A 23,180-nucleotide genomic window follows, 5' to 3' on the forward strand; every position below is an offset into this window, starting at 1 on the left:
CAAAACCCGACCGAAAATCCGGCCGCAATGACGGCGCGACACCAACAGAGAAGAACGGAAGACCCAGATGCGCAAAGCCAAGACACAACCACCGAAAATAGGGGCGCTGGCGCTGATCCTGCTCAACAAGAAATTCTGGGGGTTTCATTTGCTTGCGGTCGTGGTGATCTGTCTGGCCGGGCTGCTCTACATGGGCGACGCGACATATGACGAGGCCCCGCCGATCCCGCGGTTCACCACCGCGGCGGGCGAGGCTGTGGTAACCCCCGCGCAGATCCATCGGGGTGAGCGCGTGTTCCATCTTCGCGGATTGATGAGCTATGGCTCGTTCTGGGGGGACGGCGCGGAACGGGGGCCGGATTTCACCGCCGACGCGCTGCACCGTACCGTCGTCGCGATGCGCGACCACTATGCACGCGAGGTCTATGGCGCGACTTCCTTTGAGGCCCTCGCCATCTACGAGGCCGACGCCATCGCCGCGCGGGTGCGCCGCGAGGTGCATACCAATACCTACGATCCGGCCGCCGGTCTTGTGACCCTGACCGCCGCGCAGGCCGCCGCCTTCGAGGCGGTCGCCCTCCATGTCGAGCGGATGTTCACCGACCCCACCTATGACGAGCTGTTCCAGACCGGGTATCTGACCGACCGCGACCAGATCCGCGATCTTTCGGCGTTCTTTTTCTGGGGCGCCTGGGTCGCTGCGGCGGATCGGCCGGGCGAGCGTTACAGCTATACCCACAACTGGCCGTTCGATCCTGATGCGGGCAATACGCCGACCTCGGCCACCTACCTGTGGAGCATCCTGTCGGTTCTGGCGCTGTTTCTGGGCATCGGGCTGGTACTCTATATCTACGGGCAGATGAAGACCCTGCAATACGACCCCTTCGCGGGCGGCACGGCGCAGTCGCTGACCACCTATGACCTTGAAAAAGGGCTTGTCCGCAAGACCCAGCGCGCGACCTACAAGTTCTTCGCACTGGCGATGCTGGCCTTCGGCGCGCAGGTGCTCGCGGGGATCGGTGCCGCGACGGATTTCGTGCGGCCCTTTGGCCTGGTCCTTGGCGACCTGCTGCCCTTCACGGTGCTGCGCAGCTATCACACGCTGTTCCAGATCTATTGGTTCTTCATGTGTTGGGTCGGCTACACGATCTTCTTCCTGCCGCGCCTTGCGCCGGTGCCGCGGGGACAAAAGGCGTTGATCGACCTGCTGTTCCTGTGTTGCTTCACCGTCGGGGCCGGGGCGCTGATCGGGATCTTCCTGGGCCAGACGGGCCGGTTGACCGGGGCCGCAGCCTACTGGTTCGGCAGCCAGGGCTGGGAGTTCATGGAAATGGGCCGCGCCTTTCAGATCCTGCTGCTGGCGGCCTTTGCGCTTTGGATCGTGATCATCTATCGCGGCATCCGCCCCTGGCTGACCCGGCACAACCTGTGGTCGGTCCCGGCCTGGCTGCTCTATGGCAGCGGCGTGATGGTGTTCTTTCTGTTCTTCGGGCTTCTGGTCACCCCCGACACCAATTTCGCCATCACCGATTTCTGGCGCTGGATGGTGGTGCACATGTGGGTCGAGGTGACCTTCGAGGTGTTCACCACGGTGATCGTGGCCTACATGCTGGTGCAGATGGGGCTGATCACCCGGGTGATGGCCGAACGGGTGATCTTTCTGGCCGTGATGCTGTTTCTGGTCACGGCCACGGTCGGCATCGCCCACAATTTTTACTGGATCGCCAAGCCGACCGGCGTGATCGCCTTCGGCAGCGTATTCTCGACGCTGCAGGTGTTGCCGTTGCTGCTGCTGACACTGGATGCCTGGCGGATGCGCCAGGAAAGGACCCGCGCGACGGCCTTCCAGGCATCCGGCAGCCAGAGGTTCATCATGAACGAGGTCTGGTACTTCATCCTCGCTGTCAACTTCTGGAACGTGTTCGGCGCCGGCGTCTTCGGCTCGATGATCAACCTGCCCGTGGTGAACTATTTCGAGCATTCGACCTATCTGACCGGCAACCACGCCCATGCGGCGATGTTCGGGGTCAAGGGCAATATCGCCCTGGGCGGCATGCTGTTCTGCTGTCAGCACCTGTTCGAGACCGAAAGCTGGAACCGCCGACTGCTCCGGACCGCCTTCTGGTCGCTCAACATCGGCATCGCGCTGATGATGTTCCTCGACCTGCTGCCGGTGGGGATCTACCAACTGGTCATCGTGCTGCAGGACGGGCTCTGGTACGCCCGCTCGCAGGAGATCATTCAAGGCGCGGTGTTCCGGTCGTTCACGATCTTCCGGTCGCTTGGCGGCACGGTCTTCGTGCTGGGCGGGGTGCTGCCGATGATGTGGTTCGTGCTGTCCCGCGGCCGCCATCTGCGCCGCACCGTCCTTGAGGACACCGGCGATTGGTCACCCCGCGCAGACGGCTGGGCCGCGGCCGGCGATACCCCCGAACAAAGCTGAAACCGCCTGGTGCCGGGCCCCTTGGACCCGGCGCCGGTCACCGCCGGGCGACCTTCGGCCTGGGCGCGGCGGGAAACTCGATGCGGCGCCCCGAGGCCCGCAGCACCCCGTCACGCTCCAGTTGCGACACCAGCCGCGAGAGGGTCTCGGGGGCGACGCCGATCAGGTCGGCAAGGTCCTGCCGGGGCATCGGCAGCCTAAGGCGGCGGCAGTCTTCGGCGTCTTCGCCGAAGGCCTCCGTGAGGCGGCCCAACAGCTCTGACAGCCGGTCCTTGTTCGACACCGTCTCCCTGCTCCTCAACCGGTCGCGGCACTGGTCCAGCCCGTCCGCGCAGCGCTTGGCGATCCGGGCCAGAACCGCCGGGCTGGCCCGGATCACGTTTCGTGCATCGCGTTCGCCCACGGTACAGACCCGGGAGGGCATCAACGCCGAGGCCTCGGTGCTGTGTTCGCTGCCCTTCAGAAAGGCGCGGTAGCCGATGATCTCGCCCGGGTACGCCAGCCGGAGCAGGCTGGAGGTGCCATCCGGCCCGAGACTGCGGATCGCGAACAGCCCGCGGGAGACGCAATAGACCGACCGGCATTCGCTGCCCTGGTGATACAGCGTGTCGCCCGCCGCCAACTCGCGTCGCGTGAAGTTCTTGGACAGCAGCGAGACCGAACAGGCCGGCAGCGGCTGCCATATGCTGTCGGTGTAAAAGCGGCAGTTGCCGCAGGGGTGATCAGACATCCTGTGCTCCGCCTATGCCGCGACCGATGCGGCGCGGTCCCGTCGCCCGCCAGGGCAGTTCCGGCAGGTGCCTTCGCGCATTCGTGGCAAAGACACCGCCTCCGGGTCTGCGACGGCGGTGCGCAATCCGCCGATCCCCATGCAACACGGGTCCGCATGTCCGGTCGGGATGAGGGGTGTGCCTTTCCATCGGGTCATGCCCCATATTGCCCGATACCCTCGGCGCATCAATCGGCCGAAATGACGCGCCCGGAGGGGGGGACGCGCCTGCGTTCGGACCACGGGCATGACCGGAACCCGGGCGCCTCACACCTTGGCTGACATCAATGCCGGGTTCATGCGGCAGGTCTTCGACGCGACGCCGTGAAAGCGGGAAACACCCATACATCGTCACGGCCGATCTGATGTTCTCGGGCTCATCTAGAAGTCCCGAAAGAAAGATACTTGGGCCGCTTGGGACCGCAATTTCCGAGCAAGCGGCTCCGGTCCCGATCGTGATCCCGCAGCGTGCGCCCCGATTGCAAAAGGATCATCATGACCGTCACCGCGAGAGGGACGGTCGGACGCGCTCCGAACTGACGCCAGATGATGGTCCGCAAGGGCTTTTCATTTCCGATCAGGCGTAGGCGACGACGCCACCCAGGCGTCATCGGCGGCGCCTGTCATGTTTCCTGCCGCATCCATACCAACCGCGTGGACGATGCCCGGGTGATTGACGTGTCCGCGGGCGCTGATTTCGCGCGCCATACCGTGCGCTGCGAGATCTGCGATCACATCGTCGCCGATACCGGCGTGCACCCTTGGCCGGATGAACGGAGCGGATACGAGGGTTTCAAGGCAGACTCCAGTATCCGCCGCGCAGCCGCACGCCTTCGACCAGCGCCTTGGCGGTTTCTCCGCGCGTGATGCTGTTGGCGCCGAGCCGCCCGAAGTCCCGCAACAGGCCCGCGAGTTTGGGATGCCTGAAATGCTCCGGTGCCCGTGAGTGGGCCGGGTCTGCGCCGCAATAGGGGCGCGCCCCGCCCTCGCCCAACGCATCGACGCGCAATGCCCAGACCTCGCGCAGATGCTGGGGCGGGGCAAAACCGTTTTCCGCGAGCCGCGCAGCCGGTTCGGCGACCTGCGCCAGCGGCAGGCGCCCGTGCTGAGCGTGCAATCGTTCCAGCGCCTGCGGCAGGCCGGGCAATCCGGCCAGGGCCAGCCCCACATCCTCCAGCGGAGCGCCTGCGGGCGACGGCAAGTCGTCGGGAACCGCACTGGCGCCATCAATGGCGGCACAACGGCCATCGGCGCCCCGCCACAGGATCTGCGCGCGCCCCAGAAGGCTGGTGTTGGCGGGGTCGAGGCGATGCCGACCTTCAGCGTTCCGCCGTCTTGCGGCGCCTGCGCCGGACTGGAGAGCATCAGCCCGACCATCGCCGGTGAGGCAAGGACATGTTTCAACATCGTTTTTTCTCCTGCTGTTGAGAAATGACCGGTTCTCTCCGGTCATTTTAGTTTCACGCGGGGGTCCAGGAACCGGTAGCTGATGTCGACCAGCAGGCTCACGAAGACATAGACAATGGCGGCAAACAGAACGACGCCCCGGATCAGGGCATAATCGCGCTCATAGACGGCGGTGACGGCCAGCTTGCCGATGCCGGGCCAGGCAAAGATGGTTTCGGTCAGCATCGCGCCCTCCAGAAGCCCGCCGAACTGAAGACCGATGATGGTCACGGTCGGGATCATGGCGTTCTTCAGCACGTGCAGGCCGACCACGACCCGTTCCGGCACCCCCTTGGCGCGGACCGTTCGCACGTAATCCTGGGACAGCTGTTCGATCATCTCGGCACCCACCAGCCGCGTCAGGTTGGCGGCCATCGCGGTTCCCAGCGTCAGCGCCGGCATGAAAAGATGCTGGATCGCCGCCCAGGGGTCGGAGAAGACTGCGACGTGCCCCATCGAGGGCAGCAGGCAAAGCATTTGAGAGAAGAACAGGATCAGCAGGATCCCGAACCAGAAGTTCGGAACCGAAATACCAAAAAGCGCGACGCCCATAGCGCCGAAATCCAGAAGCGTACCGCGATAAAGCGCGGCGATGATGCCGGCCGGGATCGAGATCACGATCGCAACGATGGCGCTGGCAAAGGCAAGAAGCAGCGTCGCGGGAAACCGGTCCGCGATCATTTTCAGGATCGGTTCCTTGGTATAAAGCGAACTGCCGAAGTCGCCGGTCAGGATATTTCCGAGCCAGGTGAAGTACTGCACCACGATTGGCTGGTCCAAACCGTATTTGGCGCGCAAGGCCGCCTCGACCACGGTGTCGGAATGACCCTCGCCCATCAGCACGTCGACCGGGTCGCCAGGCACAAGATGCACGAGCGAAAACACCAGAACCGACAGGATCAGCAGAACCGGAACAAGCTGCAGCAGTCGGCGAACAATGAATTTTCAGCATCACGCCTCTCCTTCCGCGGTGTTCCAGATCGGACCGCGCGGAACTTCATCAAGCCGGACGCAGGCCGCGGCGCGCCCGTCGCCCGCCGAGGCCATCGCAGGCACCGCCTCTGCGCAGGCCGCAACGGCGTGGGGGCAACGTGTCCGGATGGCACAGCCCGAAGGCGGGGTAAGAGGGCTGGGCACCTCCCCTTCAAGCAACGCGTGCTGGCCCGGATGGGCCGGATCCGGGATCGGCACCGCCGAGATCAGCGCACGGGTGTAGGGGTGCGCCGGATCCGTGAACACCGCTTCGGTGGGGCCGGTTTCGACGACCCGGCCCAGATACATCACTGCCAGCCGGTCGCAGAAGGCGCGCACCACGGCCAGATTGTGCGAGATGAACAGAAAGCTCAGCCCCAGATCCGCGCGCAACTCGCCAAGCAGGTTCAGGATCTGCGCCTGCACCGACACGTCGAGCGCGGAAACCGCCTCGTCGGCGATCAGCAGCTTGGGCTCGGGGGCAAGCGCCCGCGCGATGCATATGCGCTGACGCTGGCCGCCCGAGAATTCGTGCGGATAGCGTCCGTAATCCGCCGCACTCAGCCCGACCCGCTCCAGCAGCGCCTGGGCCTTTCTGCTGCGGTCGTGGCCCTTGATCCCATCTGCGATCGACGCGCCGACACTGCGGCGGGGATTCAGCGCCCCGAACGGGTCCTGAAGCACGATCTGCATGTCGCGCCGCAGCGCAGCGAGTTCGGCGGCCCTGGCCGTTCCGACATCGCGCCCCTGGAAGGTGACCCGCCCGACCGAGGGCTTGTAAAGGTGCAAGATCGTGCGCGCGAGGGTGGATTTTCCGCAGCCGCTTTCGCCGACGATGCCCAGGCTTTCGCCCGGATAAAGCTCAAGATCGACATTCTCGACGGCGTGAAGCCATTGCGAGGGACGGCCAGGAACATCCGTGGCAACCGCAAATCTCTGGCTCAGCCCCTCGACGTACAGAAGCGGGTCAACTTTGTACGCTTCATTCATAAAGCCAGCACCTCACCATGCGCCGCGTCCCGGTTCGGACCGGCGGTTCCGACTTGCATGTCTCCATCGCCTGCGCACAGCGAGGACGGAAAGGACAGCCGTCGGGCAAGTTCCGCATCGACGGCGCGCTGCCTTCCATTGTGGGCATCGGCCTGCCATCGGGAACGCGATCGACCCGGGGGACCGAAGCGAGCAGCCCTTGGGTATAGCTCCCGGGGGTCCGCGAACAAGGCCGCCGTCGGCGCCTCCTCGACAATCCGACCGGCATACATGACGGCGATCCGGTCGGCGGTTTCCGCCACCACCCCGATATCGTGGGTGATCAGGACCACCGCGGTTCCGAACTCATCGCGCAGCTGGTCGATCAGGGCCAGGACCTGGGCCTGGACAGTCACATCGAGCGCCGTCGTCGGCTCGTCCGCCACCAGCACAGCCGGACTGCACGAGAGCGCCGTCGCGATCATGACCCGTTGACGCATCCCGCCCGACAACTCGTGCGGATATTGGCGCAGTCGGCGTTCGGCATCCGAAATCCCTACGCGGCCGAGCATCTTCGCGGCATGATCGCGCGCCGCCCGCCTGCCCATATCGGTGTGCAGGCGGATCGCTTCGGTGAGTTGGAAGCCGACGGTCAGAACCGGGTTGAGCGAGGTCATCGGCTCTTGAAAGATCATCGCGATCTTGCTGCCGCGGATCTTGGCCAATGCGGTGGCATCCATGCCGGTCAGGCGGTTGCCGTCAAGCTCGACTTCGCCCCCGACTACCGGCACCAGGCCAAGTAGCGACAAGGCAACCGTGGATTTGCCGCTGCCGGATTCTCCCACGATCGCAAAGGTCTCGCGCGCGTTCAGATCGAAGGAGACGCCGTTGACCGCATGGATCGACGCCTCGTCAAGATCATAGCGAACCAAAACATCCCGAACGGTCAGGACCGGCCTTGCCCCGTTGATCCGTGTCTCGCTTGTGAGTTGCTGCACCTTCGGTCCTCCTGCAGCAAAGAGTTGCTGCAGGAGGGACGGGCGCACCCGAACCTGAGCTCGCCCACCCGTCCTTTCGACAACTGATCGGTTATGCGTGTCAGATTGTGCAGCCCGTCCAGCAGGTTTTGCACCTCGGCGCGGATTGCCTCGGCGCGCCGGGTTGTGACCAGCCGCCCGTTGACCCGGTTGAAAAGCTCGAATCCAAGCTTTTCCTCCAGCCGGGCGAGAGTCCGGCTGATCGCGGGCTGGGTGACGCCGAGCAAGCGCGCCGCTTCGGAGGCGGAGCCGGTTTCGAATATTGCGGCCAAAGTCTCGAGTTCACGTAATCTCACACCGGCCCCCCTGGATAGCCCTGCTTCAAGTCGGTCAGTAGACAATACTCAGGGCAGGCCAGTCGCCCCAGGATCGGAGGGTTGTCCGCGCAACCCGATGTATGTTCAAACGGTATCCCCTACATGGGTGTTGGCAGCAACGGCGATAATCGCCGCGACGTTCACGACCCGGCGCCCTGGCGGATCTTCCGATAGCGCATCGCGCTCTTTTTTTAATAAGTGCCAAAATTGTCCCGCCAGGGGTGGAGTCGCCCCAAAATAGTGCGATCTTAAGTCTGTGGCCGCTGCGCTACAGTCCAATCACAGGTTCATCGGACAGTGAAAAACCAATTCCCGCGCGATACAATTAATTGGAAATTTCGCCACAGACTAAAAAAACAGCATCGCCAGAGATTCTGTTCTCTGGTTTTCCAAAGGTTTCTTGAATGATTGTTCTTCGTGCCTTCGTTGCTGCCATATTTTGTTTTGGGCTGTACAGTGGCCCCCTGCTTTCCGAGACATCGGCCCCGCGTCAGGCGCTGTTCCAAGCCATGCTGAAAACCCCTCCGACCAGGACGTAATGCTGCGGTATGCCCGGCAGGCGGTGAAAGAGGCGTTGTTGCAGAACTCGGTGGCAGGGGGATTCACGGCGTGAATCCGGTAGGTTAAGACGCGGGGCATGAGCAAGCCCGAACCTGCCCGCTACCGCACGACGAACTGGAAGTCCTAGAACGAAGCGCTGAAGCGGCGTGGATCTCTGTTGATCCGTTGCCCGGCAGTCGCTGCTTGCAGCGATGAGAGGGTGGCTCGACAAGGACATGGTATGGCATGCCCCCAAGGCTGGGCGTCCGGGTCGACCACCGGTATTCTCCGATGCTGCCATCCAATTTTGCCTTTCGATCAAGGTACTGTTCAAACTGCCGCTTAGGCAAGCCGCGGGGATGGTTACCAGCCTCCTGCGTCTGGCTGGACTGGATTGGCCCGTTCCAGACTACTCGACCCTTTGCCGTCGACAGAAGATCCTGGCCGTTCAGATCCCGTATCGCCGCGCCAATGGTCCGCTTAACCTGCTCGTGCCCTCTTGATGGGGTGGACGCCCCCTTACGGCATCGCTGTGCCAAGGTCGCGGTGTCGAAACTTGCTAGGAGGAGGAAGCGCCCATGGAAAATGTTAGCATTGTAGGGCTGGATATTGCCAAGAATTCGTTTCACGCCCATGGAGCAGCCGAAGACGGATCGAAGGTTTTCAGTAAGGCGCTACCGCGGGGCCGAGTGTTGGAGTTTTTCAGTGGTGTTGAACCCTGTACCATCGCGTTGGAAGCCTGTGCAGGTGCGCACCACTGGAGTCGAGAGCTTTCCAGACTTGGTCACGATGTCAGGCTGATCGCCCCACAATACGTCAAACCCTACGTGAAGCGGCAAAAGAACGATGCGAACGACGCCGAGGCTATTGCTGAAGCAGCTTCCCGACCGACCATGTATTACCCGGCAGGCGATGCCTGCATCGCCGAGAGGGCGTTTTGTGGCGACCAAGACCACGGCACAACAAGGACAGTCGATGGCACTCAAAACCCGCGACCTGTTGACCGGGCAACGCACCCAGACGATCAATGCGTTGCGAGGGCATCCGAGCAGCAATACAGCGATCGAAAGCTTCGACCGCGGCGCTGAGCCGGGAACTCGGGATCAATCCGGTTATTTTCGAGCAATGCGAACGGCCGATCACGGGGCGGCCGGACGCCACAGCCCCAGCGCATGGTCCGGCGCGCGGCAGGCTCTGCGTTGACATCCGATCCCGGGGGCTCTTACCCTTTCCTGTCGCCTCCTGGAGCACGAACATGGACATCCGCACATATTCCGGTTTTGTCGCCGCCGCCGAGCTTGCAAATTTCACGCTGGCCGCCCAGCGCCTGAACATCACGCAATCGGCCCTGTCGCGCCAGATACGCGGGCTCGAGGACTCCCTGGGCCTCAGACTGTTCGAAAAATCCGGCCGCAACGTGCGCCTGACGGCGGCCGGCGAGGCACTGCTGACCAAGGTCAACGGCGTGTTGGTGGCCGACCGCGATCTGTGGGCCTTCGCTGGCGATCTGGCCCGCAATCAAAGCGGATTGCTCAAGATCGGGGCCTGTTCGCAGCTGATCGAGCGCTATTTGCCCCGGTTCCTGGGCGAATGGCGCCTGGCCAACCCCGGTATTGACGTCCGGCTTGAAGATGGCGGCGGCCCCGAGCTTGCGGAAAAACTGCACGCGGGGGCCGTCAACCTGACGATCAGCGCGATGCCGACCGCGCCGATCGAGCCTTTCGAGGCGGTGCGCCTTGGTGAGCTGGGCTTTCTCGCGGTCGCCACCCCCGACTTCCTGCCCGACACCGGCGGCCCGATCGAGATTACCGACCTTCTGGAGGGCCCGATCCTGACGCTCAACTGCCGCCACGCCTCGCGCGAGGTGTTCGATGCCGCCTGTCGGCTGTCGGGGCTGGTGCCGAGGATCGTGCTGGAAAGCACCTCGCCGCACACGCTTTTTGCCATGGCCGAGGGCGGAAATGGCATCGCCGTGGTGCCGTCTTCGGCGATACTTGCAGGCCGGTCGCTGATCAGCCGACCGATCACCCTGCGCGGCGAACCCATCCGGTTCGACATCTGCGCCATGTCAGACAGCCGCGCCACGCTGCCGGTTTATGGGCGCCGTTTCATCGAGGCGTTGCGCAAGCATATCGTGGTGGAAGAAAAATCGGCAGGTCGCGGACATCTGCATATTGTGTAGGCGCATCGTGTCCAGACGCATTCCCTATCGGAATGATTTTCCGAACAAAACTTTCATTGGACGGCTGCGATAGCCTGTTGCTAGCCTGTTGTCAGGCTGCTCGGCGCGCATTCCACAAAGGGATGGTGCGATCGGGGAGCAGCTAGCAACACATGGATATCGGCCCGTTGAGCAACCTGAAAAACCTCAATCAGGAACGTATTGTCCTGATCGTGGCAGTCCTGATTTTCGTCACCGCATCGGTCGCGCTTCCGGGCTTTCTGTCTGCGCCGAACCTGATCGCGATTGTCCGTTCGATCTCGGTGCTGGGTATCCTGGCCCTGGGTATGTCGGTCGTCATCATCGGCCGGGGCATCGACCTGTCGATGGTCGCGATCATGGCCATGTCGGTGGCCTGGTACCTCCAGCTTCTGGGCAATGGCGTGCCCGACCACACGGCATTGCTGCTGGTTCTGGCCGGCGTTCTGGCGATTGGATTGCTTAATGGATTTCTGGTCGCCTATGCCGACGTTCCCGCGATATTCGTGACCCTTGCCAGCGGCTCTTTCGTCTTCGGGTATGTGCGGTCTCAGCTGATTTCTTCCGACGCGGTGCCGGTGCCCGAGGGGCACTGGGTCGCCTTGCTGGGCGGGCTTCGCTTTGCCAGCATTCCGGTCGAGGTCTATCTTTTTGCGCTGCTGTCCGGCGCGATGTTCCTGTTCCTGCGCTATACGAAGTGGGGCCGTTATGTCTATTACGCCGGCGACAACCCGATTGCGGCGCGAAATATCGGCATTCCGGTGCGGCCGATGCTGGTGCTGCGCTATGTGCTGGCGGCCCTGATCTCCTTTGTCGCAGGGCTGCTGACCGCCGCCAGCCTGCATTCGATCAACACCCGCGTCGTCAACTCCAACCTTCTTTATGACATTGTCCTGGTCGCCGTGATCGGCGGCATCGGATTGTCCGGCGGCAAGGGCGGTGTGCGCAACGTGCTGGTGGGCGCCGCGCTGATCGGTATCATGCTGAATGCGATGACGATCATCGACATTCCCCTGCTGTATCAGAACCTGATCAAATCGACGATCCTGCTGTTCGCGATCATCGTCGATGGCGTCCTGAACCCGCGCGACGAACAAACCGCCCAGCAGGGGGATATCTGACCTCGCTTCAGTCAAAGACGGAATAACAACCGAAGAACAAGACCAACAGGAAAAGGACAGAGTTATGAAGATGATACGGACATTTCTGACGGCCGCGGCGATGACCGCAGCCACCCTTGCCGCCGTACCTGCCGCGGCGCAGGATCCGGGGCCCATGACCTATTCCGAGGCCCTGAGCGGCAAGCGCGTTCTGCTGGTGCCGATGGCGATGGGCTTTGACCTGGCGCAGGGCTGGGCCGCCATTCTCGAGCACGAGGTCTCGGCCTTTGGCGGCATCTTCGAGACCCGCGACCCGAACTGGAGCGTCGAGGCCGGCGCGCAGGCCATCACCGAAGCGATCTCGTCCGAGCAAAAACCGGATGTGCTGATCGTGATGTCGCCGGACATGAACTCCTATTCCAAGCTGATGAAGCGCGCGCAGAAGGCCGGGATCTATGTGCTGCTGATCGACAACCCTGCCAACTTCAAACCGGATGCCTATATCGGCAGCGACTGGACCCAGCTTGGCCGGCTTGAAGCCGAGGCCGCGATCAAGGGCTGCGGCGAGGATTCGTCCAAGCAGATCGGTCTGGTGCAGGGGGATCAGGTCAACGCCACCAGCCTGTTCCAGTATGCCGGCATCATGGATGTGATGGCCAAGAACCCCGGCTTCGAAATCGTGGCCAAACCGGATTCCAACTGGGATGCGACCACCTCGCGCAACGTGACCACCACCATGCTGCAACAGCATCCCGACATCTGCGCCATCATCGACTTCTGGGATGGCGACGCGACCGGCGCCGCCGCCGCGATCCGCGACGCGGGAATGCAGGACCAGGTGTTCCTCGTCACCACCGGTGGCGGTGAAAAAGCCGCCGATTGCGACATGATCGAAAACGGCACCTACGGCGCTGTGGTCATGACCGAGCTGGCACAGGAAAGCTACAACATGGTCACCATCATCAAGTACCTGCTGCAGAGCGGGCAAGAACCGGGAACCTCTTCGCCCTACATCTACACTCTGCTCAAGGCGACCACCAAAGCCGACCTCAAGCCCGACAGCTGCTGGGATCTGAAGGCCCTGCAGGCGATGAACGCGGACTGATCCCGGGCACCCGAACGCCTCATGAAACGGCCAGACCCGATCTGGCCGTTTCCCCCTCTGCCCCTCCCTCCCATATCCGATGGAGCCCCGATGACATTCCGCGAGCAGTTGCAGGCGTGGCGCTATAATCTTGTGCCGGATCACATCATCGGCGAAATCCTGACCAAGCGCTGGACCGACAACGCGATCCCTTTCATCGCACTGGTGATCGTCGTCGCCAGTTTCGGCAGCGCAATCCCCGGCTTTTTCAAACTCTACTCGCTGCAGGAATCGACCCGTCAACTGGGCGAATTCAGCCTGGTCGTGACCGGCGTGACCGTGGTCATGCTGGGCGGCGGCATCGACCTTGCGGTCGGCTCGATCTTCGCGCTGTCCGCGTTTTCCGCCGTGTCGATGGTCTTCATCTTTGAAACACCCGTCTGGCTGGCCTTTGCCGCCTCGATGGCCACAGGTGCCACATTCGGCGCGATCAACGGCTATCTCATCGGGTTTCTGCGATTGCGGGCCTTCATTACCACGCTTGTGACCTTCATCATCGGGCGGGCGCTCTATGATATCCTGGTGGTCAAATTCGGTTCCAAGATCCAGCTGTCGATGGTGTCATCCGACACCTGGGATTTCATCGGCGACGGCACCGTGCTGGGCCTGTCGGTCCCGGTGTTGTCGGCCATTCTTCTGGCCATCGTCACCCATATCGCCCTGACCCGCTCACGCCCCGGCTGGCACGTCCTGGCCGTCGGCGGGTCGCGCCGCTCGGCCCACAATGCCGGCATCCGGGTGCGCCTGACCGTGTTCATGACCTACGTCTTTTCCGGCCTGTGCGCCGCGGCCGCCGGTTTCCTGATCGCCACACGACTTTCGGGCGCCGGGCCCGGCACCGGGCATGGGCTCGAAATCCTCGCCCTTACGGCGGCTGTCGTCGGTGGCAACAGCCTTGGCGGCGGGCGCGGCTCGGTGGTGAAGGGCATGATGGGCGCGGTGATCGTGCTGGTGATGACCAACGGGCTGATCCGGCTCGGCTATGGCACCGGCACCAACCAGATGGTTCTGGGCATCCTGCTCGCCGTGGCCGTGACCATCGACATCCGCTGGCTCAAGAACCGCCACAAGGTGCTGAACGAGGTCTATGTCGCACCGGTCTATCTGCGCATGGGCGAGGCGCCCTCGGCGGTGCCGGGCTCGGGCACGCCGTACTCGCTCAACAGCCACCTTTCCAGCGCCGCGCATATCGGGCTGGGCGAGGTGGAAGGCCCCGAGGACGTCATCCTTGACCGGGACGATCACCTGTATTGCGGCACCCGCCACGGCGAGATCGTGCGCTTTTTCGCCCCCGACTACACCCGGTCCGAGGTGTTTGCCCATATCGGCGGCTTCCCCCTCGGGCTTGCCTTCGACCGCGACGGAAATCTGATCACCTGCGTCGGCGCAATGGGTCTCTACCAGATCGCACCTGACCGCACTGTCACCCGGTTGTCGGCCGAAACCCGACGCTCGCTGACATCCATCGTCGATGACGCCCGCCTGCGCGATCCCAACGATCTTGATATCGCCCCTGACGGAAAGGTTTATTTCACCGACTCGACCAAACGCTACGACGCACATGAATGGGCGCTCGACAGCATCGAGAACCGCGCCACCGGGCGGCTGCTGGTCTATGATCCCGCCGACGGCAGCACCAAGACCCTGCTCGATGGCTATCGCTACACCAACGGCGTGACGATGGCGCATGACAACAAATCTCTGTTCTTCTGCGAAAGCTGGGCCTGCCGCATTCATCGCTACTGGCTGGAAGGCCCCAAGGCCGGCACCGCCGAATGCGTGATCCGCGATATGCCGGGCTATCCCGACAACATCAACCGCGCATCCGATGGCACCTACTGGATGGCATGGCTGGGCATGCGCACGCCGTCGTTCGATCTGTCGCTGCGTCACCCGGCAATGCGCAAACGCATGGCGCGCCGCCTGCCGCAGGACGATTGGCTGTTTCCCAACATCAACACCGGCGGCGTGGTCAAGTTCAACGACAACGGCGAAATCCTTCAGACCATGGGCGATCTGACAGGTTTGGCGCATCCGATGGTCACCTCGATGCGCGAGCACAAGGGTGAATTGTTCATCGGAGGCATCCTGAACAACCGGATCGGTCGCTTCACGGTCGACGGAGCCGACAAGACCTGGACCTCGAACGACGCCTATTGGGGGGCGGCGAAATGATCCTTGATCCGATCCTCGACATCTTTCGCGGCCGCGCAATCACCATCCCGCCGATGGATGGCGCATTTCGTCCCAATTCCGCCCTGGACGAGATTGCGGTGTTTGCCGACCTGCCTGACGCCGACAACCTGTGCCGGGTCGGCGACCGGCTGCTGGCGTCCAGCGGCAGCGATCTCGTCGAACTGCGCGAGGATGCCGATCCGCAACATCTGGAAAGCTTTGCCGCCGCCATCGCCGCGCTGGCCGCCGGACCGGATGGTACGCTCGCCGTCGCGCTCGATGACGGCAGCCTGACCGAGAACGGCACACCCGTGCCCTTGCCCAAGGGGGTGGCCTGCATCACGGCGCTGGCCTATGGCCCCGATGGTGCGCTGTGGCTCGCCAACGGCTCTTCCCGGCACCCGGTGTCGGGCTGGGTCGCCGATCTGATGGAGAAGAACGCCGACGGGTCGGTCTGGCGACGGATGCCCGGCGCGGGTTTCGAGGTGATGGCGAAAAACCTGGAATGGCCGTTTGGCCTGCTGCCCGACGCCAAAGGATGCCTGGTCAGCGAAAGCTGGCGGCACCGGCTGGTCCGGGTCGAGGGCGGCACGGTCAAGCCGGTTCTGCGGCATTTGCCGGGCTACCCCGCCCGGCTTGCGCCCTGTGCCGACGGCGGCGCCTGGCTGTCGATTTTCGCACCGCGCAACCGGCTGATCGAAATGGTCCTTCAGGAAAGCCATTACCGTTTCGACATGATGGCCAGCGTGCCGCGTGAATTCTGGATCGCGCCGGCTCTTGCCTCGGGCCAGAGTTTTCTGGAACCGTTGCAATGCGGCGGCATTCGCACCATGGGCGTTCACAAGGCCTGGTCGCCCAGTCGGTCCTGCGGGCTGGCGGTGCGCCTTGCCCCGGACAAGACCCCGGCGTTCAGCCTGCACAGCCGCGCCAATGGCAAGCGGCACGGCACCTGCAGCGCAATCGAATACAACGGCCGCGCCCTCATCGCGTCGCGCGGCGGCAACTGCATTCTCGCGGCGGAGGAGATGGCATGACCCCCGTTGTGCGGATGGAGCAGATCACCAAGACCTACCGCAGCGTTCCGGCGGTGAAAGATGTTGATTTCGACCTCGCCGAGGGTGAAATCCATGCCCTTCTTGGCGAGAACGGCGCCGGGAAATCGACGCTGACCAAGGTCATGGCGGGTGTCGTCACCCCGACCTCGGGCAAGATGACCTATCTGGGCAAAGAGGTGCAGTTCGCCAGCCCGCACGCGGCGCTTCAGGCCGGCATCGCGATGGTGTTTCAGGAGACCAGCCTTGTGCCGTCGATGACGGTGGCGCAAAACCTCTATCTCGGGTCCGAAAACTTCCTGAACCGGCTGCGCGGCACCTATATCTCGGCGCAGCAATTCCTGCAGTCGCTCAACTTTCCCGTCGATCCCGCCGCAATGGTCGAAACCCTTGGCGCGGCCAAGCGGCAGATGGTCGAAATCGCGCGCGCGGTGCACCACAAGGCACGCGTGATCATCTTCGATGAACCCACCGCCACCCTCACGCCCGAGGAAAAACGCCATTTCTTCGCGCTGTTGCGCCGGCTGAAGGCCGAGGGCGTCTCGATCGTGTTCATCTCCCACGCGCTTGAAGAGGCGTTGCTGATTTCCGACCGCATCACCATCCTGCGCGACGGCGAAAGGGTGGCCACCGGCCCGACCTCCGAGTTTGACCGCGACAAGATCATCGCCGCGATGGTCGGGCGCACATTGTCGGATGAAATCTATCGCCACCACGACGAGACGCGCCTGCGCAAACCCGGCCGCAAGGTCCTGTCGGTGCAGGACATTTCGATGGGCGCAATGGTGCGCAACACCGCGTTTTCCGTATTCGAAGGGCAGATCACCGGGGTGTTCGGGCTGATCGGATCGGGACGGACGGAAACCTTCAAGATCGTCTCCGGCATCTACAAACGCGACTTCCTGCGCGGCGGGACCATCGCCCTCGATGACCGGCCGGTCCGCTACTATACCCCCGCCGAAGCTGTGCGTGACGGCATCGCCTATGTCTCCGAAGACCGCAAGTCCGAAGGAATCTTCGAGACGATGTCGATCGGTGAGAACATGTTTGGCGGGCTTCTGGCCGCCGGCAAGGAAGACGGCCTTGTCATTCGCAACAGTGACATCCGCGACCTGGCGGCAGAATGGACAGACCGCCTGAACATCCGCACGATCAACGCCGAGGCGCAGGTGGTCGAGCTTTCCGGCGGCAACCAGCAGAAGGTGGTGATCGGCAAGGGGTTGATCCAGAAGCCCCGCATCGTGATTTTCGACGAACCGACGCGGGGCGTGGACGTGGCGGCGATTGCCGAGATCCACCAGATCATCAACGAACTGGCCGACGCCGGGCTCGCGGTGGTGATGATTTCCTCGTACCTGCCCGAAATCATGAACCTGTCAGACCGCATTCTGGTCTGTCGACAGGGCCGTATCGTCGAGGAATTGTCGCCGGCCGAGGCCACCGAAGAAAAAATCATGTACGCCGCCGTTCACTGACCCGCGCAGCCGGACAGCGGCCCCCGAACGTGCCGAAGGAGAAGACCGAATGACAAAGACGATATGGACCTATTACCGCGGCGCCTGGCATCAGGGCGATACCCGCATCCTCGGGGCGGACTCGCACGCGACCTGGCTCGGCAGCCTGGTGTTCGACGGCGCGCGCCTGTTCGATGGCGTGGCCCCTGATCTCGACCGCCACTGCGCGCGCATCAATGACAGTGCCCGCGCGCTCGGCCTCGCCCCGACCCTGTCGGCCAAAGAGATCGAGGCGCTGACATTCGAAGGGCTGAAGAATTTCGCCCCCGGCACCGATGTCTATATCCGGCCGATGTACTGGGCCGAGGAAAGCGACGCCGGTATTCTGCCGCCGAAGCCCGACAGCACCGATTTTGCCCTGTGCCTCGAGGAAATGCCGATGGTGGAACCGACCGGGTTCACCATCACCACCACCCGTTTCCGGCGGCCGACGATGGAGGTGATGCCGGTCAACGCCAAGGCCGCCTGCCTCTATGCCAACAACGCCCGCATGGTGCGCGAGGCGCAGGCCAAGGGCTATCAGAATGCGCTGTGCTGCGATGCAAACGGCAATGTCGCGGAACTGGCCACATCCAACGTGTTCATGACCCGCGGCGAAGAGGTGTTCACGCCGTTGCCCAACGGCACGTTCCTGAACGGGATCACCCGCCAACGGGTGATCGCGCTGCTGCGCGGCGCCGGCGTGGCGGTTCACGAGGTGACGCTGAGCATCGATGATTTCCGCGAGGCGGACGAGATTTTCTCGACCGGGAACATCTCGAAAGTGGTGCCGGTGATCGGGTTCGATGGCCGCGACCTGCCGTTCGGGCCGGTGGCGCGCAGGGCGCGGCAGCTCTACTGGGACTGGGCGAAAGCCTGAAACATAGGAGGAAGACATGGCGACAGTAAAATTGTTGAGCGATGCCGAGGCCGAGGCGATTCCTGCGGTGAAAGCCGTGTTCGACGACATCCGCGCAACGCGCAAGACCGACTTCATCAATAATTTCTGGCGCGGGCTGGCGAATGATCCGGTCGCGTTGGCGCGCACCTGGGAAACCCTGAAGGCCACAATGACCGGCGATACCGCCCTGACCCCGGCCTTCCAGGAAATGATCTATATCGCCGTCTCGACGGCGAACGGCTGCACCTACTGCGTGCATTCCCACACCGCTGCGGCCAAGGCCAAGGGCATGACACCCGAGCAGCACGCCGAACTTCTCACGATCATCGGGCTGGCGGCACAGACCAATCACCTGGTCACGGCCATGCAACTGCCGGTCGATGACGCTTTCCTGGTCGAGAGCTGATGACAATGTCTAAAGGTTGGATCGCCCACGGCCCCGGCGGCCCCGAGGTGATGGAATGGGTGGATCTCCCGGTCGCTGCACCGGGTCCCGGCGAGGTCTTGCTGGAACAGACGGCCGTCGGGGTGAACTTCATCGACGTCTATTTCCGCAGCGGTCTATATCCGTGGCCGGAAAAGACGATGATCCCGGGCGCCGAAGCATCCGGCGTGGTGCAGGCCGTGGGTGCCGGGGTGCGCGATCTCGCCCCCGGCGACAAGGTTGCCTATGTCCTGCCGCACGGGGCGTATCGGATGCACCGGGTGGTGGCAGCCGATCGTCTGGTGCGCCTGCCCGACGGGATTGATCCGGTCTTGATCGCGGGCGCAATGCTCAAGGGGCTGACCGCGCAATACCTGGTCACCGGCTCGTACAAGGTGCAGGCGGGCGATACCGTGCTGGTTCATGCCGCCGCCGGCGGCGTCGGGCTGATCCTCGGGCAATGGCTGCACACGCTCGGGGCGCGGGCGATCGGAACGGCAGGCACGCCAGAGAAGGTGGCGCTCGCCCTGGCGCATGGCTACGACCATGTCATCAACTACCGCACCGAAGACTTCGCCGCCGTGGTGGCCGAACTGACCGATGGCAAGGGCTGTGCCGCGGTCTATGACAGCGTCGGCGCCGACACCTGGCGCGGGTCGCTCAAATGCCTGCAACGGCGCGGCATGTTCGTGAATTTCGGCCAGTCCTCGGGGATGATCACCGGGTTCGCCCTGTCGGATCTTGCCGCCGGCGGCTCGCTGTCCGCCAACCGGCCGGTGCTGTTCGACTACATCGTGGAGCGCGACGAACTGCTGGCGCGTTCGAATGACCTGTTTACCCGGATCCTGGATGGCACGATCCGGCTCGACGCGGCGACCCGGCGCCCGCTTTCCGAAGCCGGCGCCGCGCATACCGCACTGGAAACGCGCCAGACCAGCGGATCGACCATCCTAATCGTCTGAGGCACCACCCCGGGCGGCGCGTCTATCCGCGGGGCCGCGCCAGTTCCCCGACCAGGTCGTCGGTGGACACTTGGCGGCAATATCCCTGTATCGTGCGCAGCGAATGGGCCTGCCGGTCGGCGCTGTAGGTCAGGCAGGCATCGGTCACCTGGGTCACCAGATACCCCAGGTCGCAGGCATCGCGGATCGCGCTTTCAACGCACTGATCCGTGACCAGCCCGCTGACGATCAACTGCCGAACACCGAGGTTGCGCAGAACATAGTCGATATGGGTCGAGATAAACACCGAAGACGATGATTTCGGCAGCACGATCTCGTCGCCCTGCGGCGCGATCTGATCGATCACCTTGCCGTCCCACGATCCTTTCGGCACATGGAAACCGGTGATCTTGTAGTCCAGCGACCGGTCACGCCCGTCCAGCGTGAGGCTTTCGATGGTGGTATACATCACCTCGACCCCGGCGGTGCGGCAGGCGCCCTGCAGGCGCTGCATGTTCGGGATGACGCGCCCCTCCAGCTCGCTGAAAAACCATCCGTATGTCTCCTCGAACTCTTGCTCTGGCAGGCCCGCGAATTCCGCTCCTTCGCGGTGCGCGCTGAAGTTCTGCACATCGATGAACAGCAGCGCCGCCTGGCCGGGTATCACCGGCAGGTCTCGGGTCAGGGTCTCGGTCATGGGGCGTCCTCGTACAGCAGGTGGCGGATTGCGCCACTCAGAATTTCGGACCAGCGTTGTTGGCCGGCGGGCGTCGAAATATGATCGTTTCGAATCTCGATGAGGCTGTGCGGAATACCGCGCGCCTCGCCATGGCGCGGCACGAACCAGTCGGACATATCGTCAACCTGGTAGGGTTGGTTCATGCCGACGTTGAGTTCCGGGTGCCGGCGCTGGAAATGCGCCCGCAACCTTTCGGATGTATCGGTGTCATGGCGGTAGAGCAGGCCGATATCCCAGGGGCGCCGTACACCGTCGAACACGGGTGTGAAACTGTGGATCGACAGCGCGGCGCGAAAGCGGCCGGTGTCGAGCCGATGCCCGATCCCGGCATGGAAAGGATCAAAGATCGCCCGCACCCGTGCCTCGCGCATCTGCGCAGACAGGGCGGCATTACCGGGGATGACCACCTTGTCGCTTTGCTCGGGCATTGCGTCCGGCGCATCCGGCGGCCGGTTGCAGTCGATCACCAGGCGGCTGTAGCGCTGCAGCATGGCGGGCGCGTCCAGCGCCTCGGCCAGCAGACGGGTCACGGCCCCTGCCCCGATATCCCAGCCGATGTGACGATCGAGATCGGCGCAGGTGATCCCGAGATTGCCCAGAGCTGCCGGCACGGTCTGGCCCGCGTGTTCACAGACCAAGAGCACAGGCGCAGAGCCCTGCGGATTCACCTCGTCCACGGGGTCGGGGTCACCCGGTCCCAGAAGATCGCCAGTTTCCTGCACATCCGTCCCCGTCTTCGGTTCTGCAATACCCGTTCGGCCAACGCAATTCTTCGGCCGAACCGCGGGGTTGGTCAATGGCGCTGGCGCCCTGCCGCACAAGTTCCCCGACTGTGGCGCAACAGCCGCGACGGCTGAGCCGGACGGGCGCAGATGCCTCGTCCTTTCCGGACCGCAACGCTTTCATATCCGGCGGTTTTCTTTCATCATTCTCCCCGGGTCGTCCCAGGCCCTGGAGCTGGCACAGGCGAAGGATGAAACGATGATCTCCAAACCACTCGTTTTCGCGGCCATTTCCGACATCGCCGGAAAGACGCGCGGCAAGGCCTTTCCGGTCTCGGATCTCGAAAAGCGGCTGCGGCGCGGGGTTGGCTGGACCCCGACGAATGTGCAGATCACCTGCTTTGACACCATTGCGCCAAGCCCGTTCGCAGCACTTGGCGATCTCCAGATCATCCCGGACCCGAAGGCCGGCGCTGAGGTTGATTTCGGCGATGGCGGCACGGTCGAACGATTCATGATCGGCGACATACAGGAGCTTGACGGCACCCCGTGGGCGTTCTGCACCCGCTCCATCCTCAAATCCGCGCTGGCCCGGTTGAACGCGGCAGGCGGTATCGCTCTGGTCAGCGCCTTCGAGCATGAGTTCCAGTTCCCCGACAGCACTGCCGCCCCGGGCGAGGCCTATACGCTCGGCGGGTTCAGCCGACGCCGGCACTTTGGCGAGGCCCTGTTCGCGGCGCTGGAACAGGGCGGGCTGACAACCGACACTTTCATGAAGGAATACGGCCCCGAACAGTACGAGGCCACCAATGGCCCCGCCTCAGGGCACAGATCGGCCGATCACGCGGTGATCCTGCGCGAGTTGACGCGGATGACGGCCCTGCGCTGCGGCGAAAGGGTTTCGTTCTCGCCGATCCTCGATCCGGCCAGCGTCGGCAACGGGGTTCATATCCACATGAGCTTCACCGACGCCTCCGGCGCACCCGTCACCTATGACGAAGAGGGGCCTGCGGGCATGTCGGCACTGACCGGCGCCTTCATTGCCGGCGTGCTGAAATACCTCGACGCGATCGTGGCCCTGACCGCCGCCTCCGACATCTCTTATCTGCGCCTGACCCCGCACCGCTGGAGCGCGGCCTTCAACAATCTCGGCTTCCGCGACCGCGAAGCCTCGGTGCGCATCTGCCCGGTGCAATCCGGCGATGCCGAGACCCGGGCGCGCCAGTACAATTTCGAGTATCGCGCCGCCGATGCCTCTGCCTCGCCGTACCTGACGCTCGCGGCGATCGTGCATGCCGGGGCGCAGGGGATCGAAGACGCCCTGCCCGCCCCGCAGGCAACATCCGAAGACCTGTCGCTTGTGCCGCCGAAAGACCTCGCCCGCCGAGGCTATCTGCGGCTGCCGCAGACCTTGGATGAGGCCCTGTGCCGGTTCGAACAGAACCCGACGGTAACCGGATGGTTCCCCAAAGGCTTCGCCGAGCTCTATACCGCCCATAAACGCTGTGAAATCGCCCATCTCGACGGTATGACCGACGCGGAACGCTGTGCGGCCTATCGCGATGTCTACTGATCCACTTGCCCGACCCGCTCTTTCCCGCCGTCCAAATGGCAGGTGGGAATTCTCAGTCCGGTCGTTCCGCCGGCGCCCGGTTTCCTTGGGTTGACCGGCGCCGATGCCCCCCCTGCGAGGGCCTGTATTGAAACCCCGCGACCACGCCGTCAGCGGTCAGCCCCTCGGGTCGCCCTTCCTGAAAGGGCAGCGGGATCTTGTGCGATCTAATCTTCAAGGACTT

General features: G+C 63.6%; 20 protein-coding genes and 4 pseudogenes. 14 read left to right on the forward strand and 10 right to left on the reverse strand.

The window, feature by feature from the left end; translation table 11 throughout:
* Positions 1 to 67: 67 nt before the first annotated feature.
* Positions 68 to 2,443, forward strand: a complete 2,376-nt coding sequence (locus P1U75_RS04775; protein ID WP_300240416.1) for a cbb3-type cytochrome c oxidase subunit I — start codon at positions 68 to 70, stop codon at positions 2,441 to 2,443.
* Positions 2,444 to 2,480: 37 nt separating this feature from the next.
* On the opposite strand, the gene P1U75_RS04780 is transcribed toward P1U75_RS04775, so the two are convergent.
* From P1U75_RS04780 to P1U75_RS20585, 8 genes and pseudogenes are all read right to left on the reverse strand, one after another.
* Positions 2,481 to 3,173, reverse strand: coding sequence for a Crp/Fnr family transcriptional regulator (locus tag P1U75_RS04780; RefSeq protein WP_300240418.1), 693 nt, complete (start codon positions 3,171 to 3,173; stop codon positions 2,481 to 2,483).
* A gap of 316 nt (positions 3,174 to 3,489) precedes the next feature.
* A pseudogene (locus tag P1U75_RS04785) lies at positions 3,490 to 3,615 on the reverse strand (IS6 family transposase); the annotation flags it as partial.
* 390 nt (positions 3,616 to 4,005) lie between these two features.
* The gene (locus P1U75_RS04790; RefSeq protein ID WP_300240419.1) at positions 4,006 to 4,665 is read right to left on the reverse strand and encodes a gamma-glutamyltransferase; all 660 of its coding nucleotides are present in this window, start codon (positions 4,663 to 4,665) and stop codon (positions 4,006 to 4,008) included.
* Positions 4,662 to 5,597, reverse strand: a complete 936-nt coding sequence (locus P1U75_RS04795) for an ABC transporter permease (protein WP_300240471.1) — start codon at positions 5,595 to 5,597, stop codon at positions 4,662 to 4,664. The genes P1U75_RS04790 and P1U75_RS04795 overlap by 4 nt, the downstream gene beginning before the upstream one ends.
* A 12-nt stretch (positions 5,598 to 5,609) precedes the next feature.
* The gene (locus P1U75_RS04800) at positions 5,610 to 6,620 is read right to left on the reverse strand and encodes an ABC transporter ATP-binding protein (protein WP_300240421.1); all 1,011 of its coding nucleotides are present in this window, start codon (positions 6,618 to 6,620) and stop codon (positions 5,610 to 5,612) included.
* Entirely contained in the window at positions 6,613 to 6,888 is a 276-nt protein-coding gene (locus P1U75_RS20575) for an oligopeptide/dipeptide ABC transporter ATP-binding protein (protein ID WP_366914964.1), read from the reverse strand. Before P1U75_RS20575 ends, P1U75_RS04800 begins: the two co-directional genes overlap by 8 nt.
* Positions 6,889 to 7,084: 196 nt before the next feature.
* Positions 7,085 to 7,645, reverse strand: a pseudogene (locus P1U75_RS20580) (ATP-binding cassette domain-containing protein); the annotation flags it as partial.
* Complete coding sequence (locus P1U75_RS20585; protein ID WP_366914957.1) at positions 7,546 to 7,932, reverse strand: LysR family transcriptional regulator; 387 nt, start codon at positions 7,930 to 7,932, stop codon at positions 7,546 to 7,548. The gene P1U75_RS20585 and the pseudogene P1U75_RS20580, both read right to left, overlap by 100 nt.
* 718 nt (positions 7,933 to 8,650) lie before the next feature.
* Here P1U75_RS20585 and P1U75_RS04815 point away from each other — a divergent pair.
* The 12 genes and pseudogenes from P1U75_RS04815 to P1U75_RS04870 form a co-directional block, all read left to right on the forward strand.
* Positions 8,651 to 8,993 (forward strand): annotated as a pseudogene (locus P1U75_RS04815) (transposase); the annotation flags it as partial.
* 78 nt (positions 8,994 to 9,071) lie between these two features.
* Positions 9,072 to 9,389 (forward strand): annotated as a pseudogene (locus tag P1U75_RS04820) (transposase); the annotation flags it as partial.
* A gap of 79 nt (positions 9,390 to 9,468) precedes the next feature.
* Positions 9,469 to 9,696 (forward strand): hypothetical protein, encoded by a 228-nt coding sequence (locus P1U75_RS04825; RefSeq protein WP_300240473.1) that lies wholly within the window; start codon positions 9,469 to 9,471, stop codon positions 9,694 to 9,696.
* Between the two features lie 52 nt (positions 9,697 to 9,748).
* Entirely contained in the window at positions 9,749 to 10,675 is a 927-nt protein-coding gene (locus tag P1U75_RS04830) for a LysR family transcriptional regulator (RefSeq protein ID WP_300240425.1), read from the forward strand.
* Positions 10,676 to 10,842: 167 nt separating this feature from the next.
* Positions 10,843 to 11,814 carry an ABC transporter permease gene (locus tag P1U75_RS04835; RefSeq protein WP_300240427.1) on the forward strand — a complete coding sequence of 324 codons (972 nt, stop codon included), beginning with the start codon at positions 10,843 to 10,845 and terminating at the stop codon, positions 11,812 to 11,814.
* 64 nt (positions 11,815 to 11,878) lie between these two features.
* The gene (locus P1U75_RS04840) at positions 11,879 to 12,898 is read left to right on the forward strand and encodes a sugar ABC transporter substrate-binding protein (RefSeq protein ID WP_300240429.1); all 1,020 of its coding nucleotides are present in this window, start codon (positions 11,879 to 11,881) and stop codon (positions 12,896 to 12,898) included.
* A 90-nt stretch (positions 12,899 to 12,988) separates the two neighbouring features.
* Complete coding sequence (locus tag P1U75_RS04845) at positions 12,989 to 15,112, forward strand: SMP-30/gluconolactonase/LRE family protein (RefSeq protein ID WP_300240431.1); 2,124 nt, start codon at positions 12,989 to 12,991, stop codon at positions 15,110 to 15,112.
* Positions 15,109 to 16,146, forward strand: a complete 1,038-nt coding sequence (locus P1U75_RS04850; RefSeq protein ID WP_300240433.1) for a hypothetical protein — start codon at positions 15,109 to 15,111, stop codon at positions 16,144 to 16,146. Before P1U75_RS04845 ends, P1U75_RS04850 begins: the two co-directional genes overlap by 4 nt.
* A complete protein-coding gene (locus tag P1U75_RS04855) occupies positions 16,143 to 17,639 on the forward strand; it encodes a sugar ABC transporter ATP-binding protein (RefSeq protein ID WP_300240435.1) in 1,497 nt (498 codons plus the stop codon). Before P1U75_RS04850 ends, P1U75_RS04855 begins: the two co-directional genes overlap by 4 nt.
* A 49-nt stretch (positions 17,640 to 17,688) precedes the next feature.
* Positions 17,689 to 18,537, forward strand: coding sequence for a branched-chain amino acid aminotransferase (locus tag P1U75_RS04860; protein WP_300240437.1), 849 nt, complete (start codon positions 17,689 to 17,691; stop codon positions 18,535 to 18,537).
* Between the two features lie 16 nt (positions 18,538 to 18,553).
* Positions 18,554 to 18,964 (forward strand): carboxymuconolactone decarboxylase family protein, encoded by a 411-nt coding sequence (locus P1U75_RS04865; RefSeq protein ID WP_300240439.1) that lies wholly within the window; start codon positions 18,554 to 18,556, stop codon positions 18,962 to 18,964.
* A 5-nt stretch (positions 18,965 to 18,969) separates the two neighbouring features.
* Positions 18,970 to 19,944: a quinone oxidoreductase gene (locus tag P1U75_RS04870; protein ID WP_300240441.1), complete on the forward strand. Its 975-nt coding sequence runs from the start codon at positions 18,970 to 18,972 to the stop codon at positions 19,942 to 19,944.
* 22 nt (positions 19,945 to 19,966) lie between these two features.
* On the opposite strand, the gene P1U75_RS04875 is transcribed toward P1U75_RS04870, so the two are convergent.
* Together P1U75_RS04875 and P1U75_RS04880 are read right to left on the reverse strand one after the other, a co-directional pair.
* Positions 19,967 to 20,620, reverse strand: coding sequence for an isochorismatase family cysteine hydrolase (locus P1U75_RS04875; protein WP_300240443.1), 654 nt, complete (start codon positions 20,618 to 20,620; stop codon positions 19,967 to 19,969).
* A complete protein-coding gene (locus P1U75_RS04880; protein WP_300240445.1) occupies positions 20,617 to 21,459 on the reverse strand; it encodes an N-formylglutamate amidohydrolase in 843 nt (280 codons plus the stop codon). The genes P1U75_RS04875 and P1U75_RS04880 overlap by 4 nt, the downstream gene beginning before the upstream one ends.
* 184 nt (positions 21,460 to 21,643) lie before the next feature.
* Between P1U75_RS04880 and P1U75_RS04885 the strand changes: the two genes are divergently transcribed.
* The gene (locus tag P1U75_RS04885; protein ID WP_300240447.1) at positions 21,644 to 22,957 is read left to right on the forward strand and encodes a glutamine synthetase family protein; all 1,314 of its coding nucleotides are present in this window, start codon (positions 21,644 to 21,646) and stop codon (positions 22,955 to 22,957) included.
* Positions 22,958 to 23,180: the final 223 nt, after the last annotated feature.

The organism is Antarcticimicrobium sp., assembly GCF_029212575.1.
Lineage (GTDB): Bacteria > Pseudomonadota > Alphaproteobacteria > Rhodobacterales > Rhodobacteraceae > Antarcticimicrobium.

What these genes read in the sequence shown, in the direction of transcription:
- P1U75_RS04845 (WP_300240431.1), top strand. Translation starts at nt 12,989, where the DNA reads ATGACATTCCGCGAGCAGTTGCAGGCGTGGCGCTATAATCTTGTGCCG.
- P1U75_RS04870 (WP_300240441.1), top strand. Translation starts at nt 18,970, where the DNA reads ATGTCTAAAGGTTGGATCGCCCACGGCCCCGGCGGCCCCGAGGTGATG.
- P1U75_RS04875 (WP_300240443.1), bottom strand. Translation starts at nt 20,620, where the DNA reads ATGACCGAGACCCTGACCCGAGACCTGCCGGTGATACCCGGCCAGGCG.
- P1U75_RS04830 (WP_300240425.1), top strand. Translation starts at nt 9,749, where the DNA reads ATGGACATCCGCACATATTCCGGTTTTGTCGCCGCCGCCGAGCTTGCA.
- P1U75_RS04855 (WP_300240435.1), top strand. Translation starts at nt 16,143, where the DNA reads ATGACCCCCGTTGTGCGGATGGAGCAGATCACCAAGACCTACCGCAGC.
- P1U75_RS04775 (WP_300240416.1), top strand. Translation starts at nt 68, where the DNA reads ATGCGCAAAGCCAAGACACAACCACCGAAAATAGGGGCGCTGGCGCTG.
- P1U75_RS04860 (WP_300240437.1), top strand. Translation starts at nt 17,689, where the DNA reads ATGACAAAGACGATATGGACCTATTACCGCGGCGCCTGGCATCAGGGC.
- P1U75_RS04840 (WP_300240429.1), top strand. Translation starts at nt 11,879, where the DNA reads ATGAAGATGATACGGACATTTCTGACGGCCGCGGCGATGACCGCAGCC.
- P1U75_RS04865 (WP_300240439.1), top strand. Translation starts at nt 18,554, where the DNA reads ATGGCGACAGTAAAATTGTTGAGCGATGCCGAGGCCGAGGCGATTCCT.
- P1U75_RS04790 (WP_300240419.1), bottom strand. Translation starts at nt 4,665, where the DNA reads ATGACCGGAGAGAACCGGTCATTTCTCAACAGCAGGAGAAAAAACGAT.
- P1U75_RS04780 (WP_300240418.1), bottom strand. Translation starts at nt 3,173, where the DNA reads ATGTCTGATCACCCCTGCGGCAACTGCCGCTTTTACACCGACAGCATA.
- P1U75_RS20575 (WP_366914964.1), bottom strand. Translation starts at nt 6,888, where the DNA reads ATGCCGGTCGGATTGTCGAGGAGGCGCCGACGGCGGCCTTGTTCGCGG.
- P1U75_RS04885 (WP_300240447.1), top strand. Translation starts at nt 21,644, where the DNA reads ATGATCTCCAAACCACTCGTTTTCGCGGCCATTTCCGACATCGCCGGA.
- P1U75_RS04800 (WP_300240421.1), bottom strand. Translation starts at nt 6,620, where the DNA reads ATGAATGAAGCGTACAAAGTTGACCCGCTTCTGTACGTCGAGGGGCTG.
- P1U75_RS04825 (WP_300240473.1), top strand. Translation starts at nt 9,469, where the DNA reads ATGGCACTCAAAACCCGCGACCTGTTGACCGGGCAACGCACCCAGACG.
- P1U75_RS04850 (WP_300240433.1), top strand. Translation starts at nt 15,109, where the DNA reads ATGATCCTTGATCCGATCCTCGACATCTTTCGCGGCCGCGCAATCACC.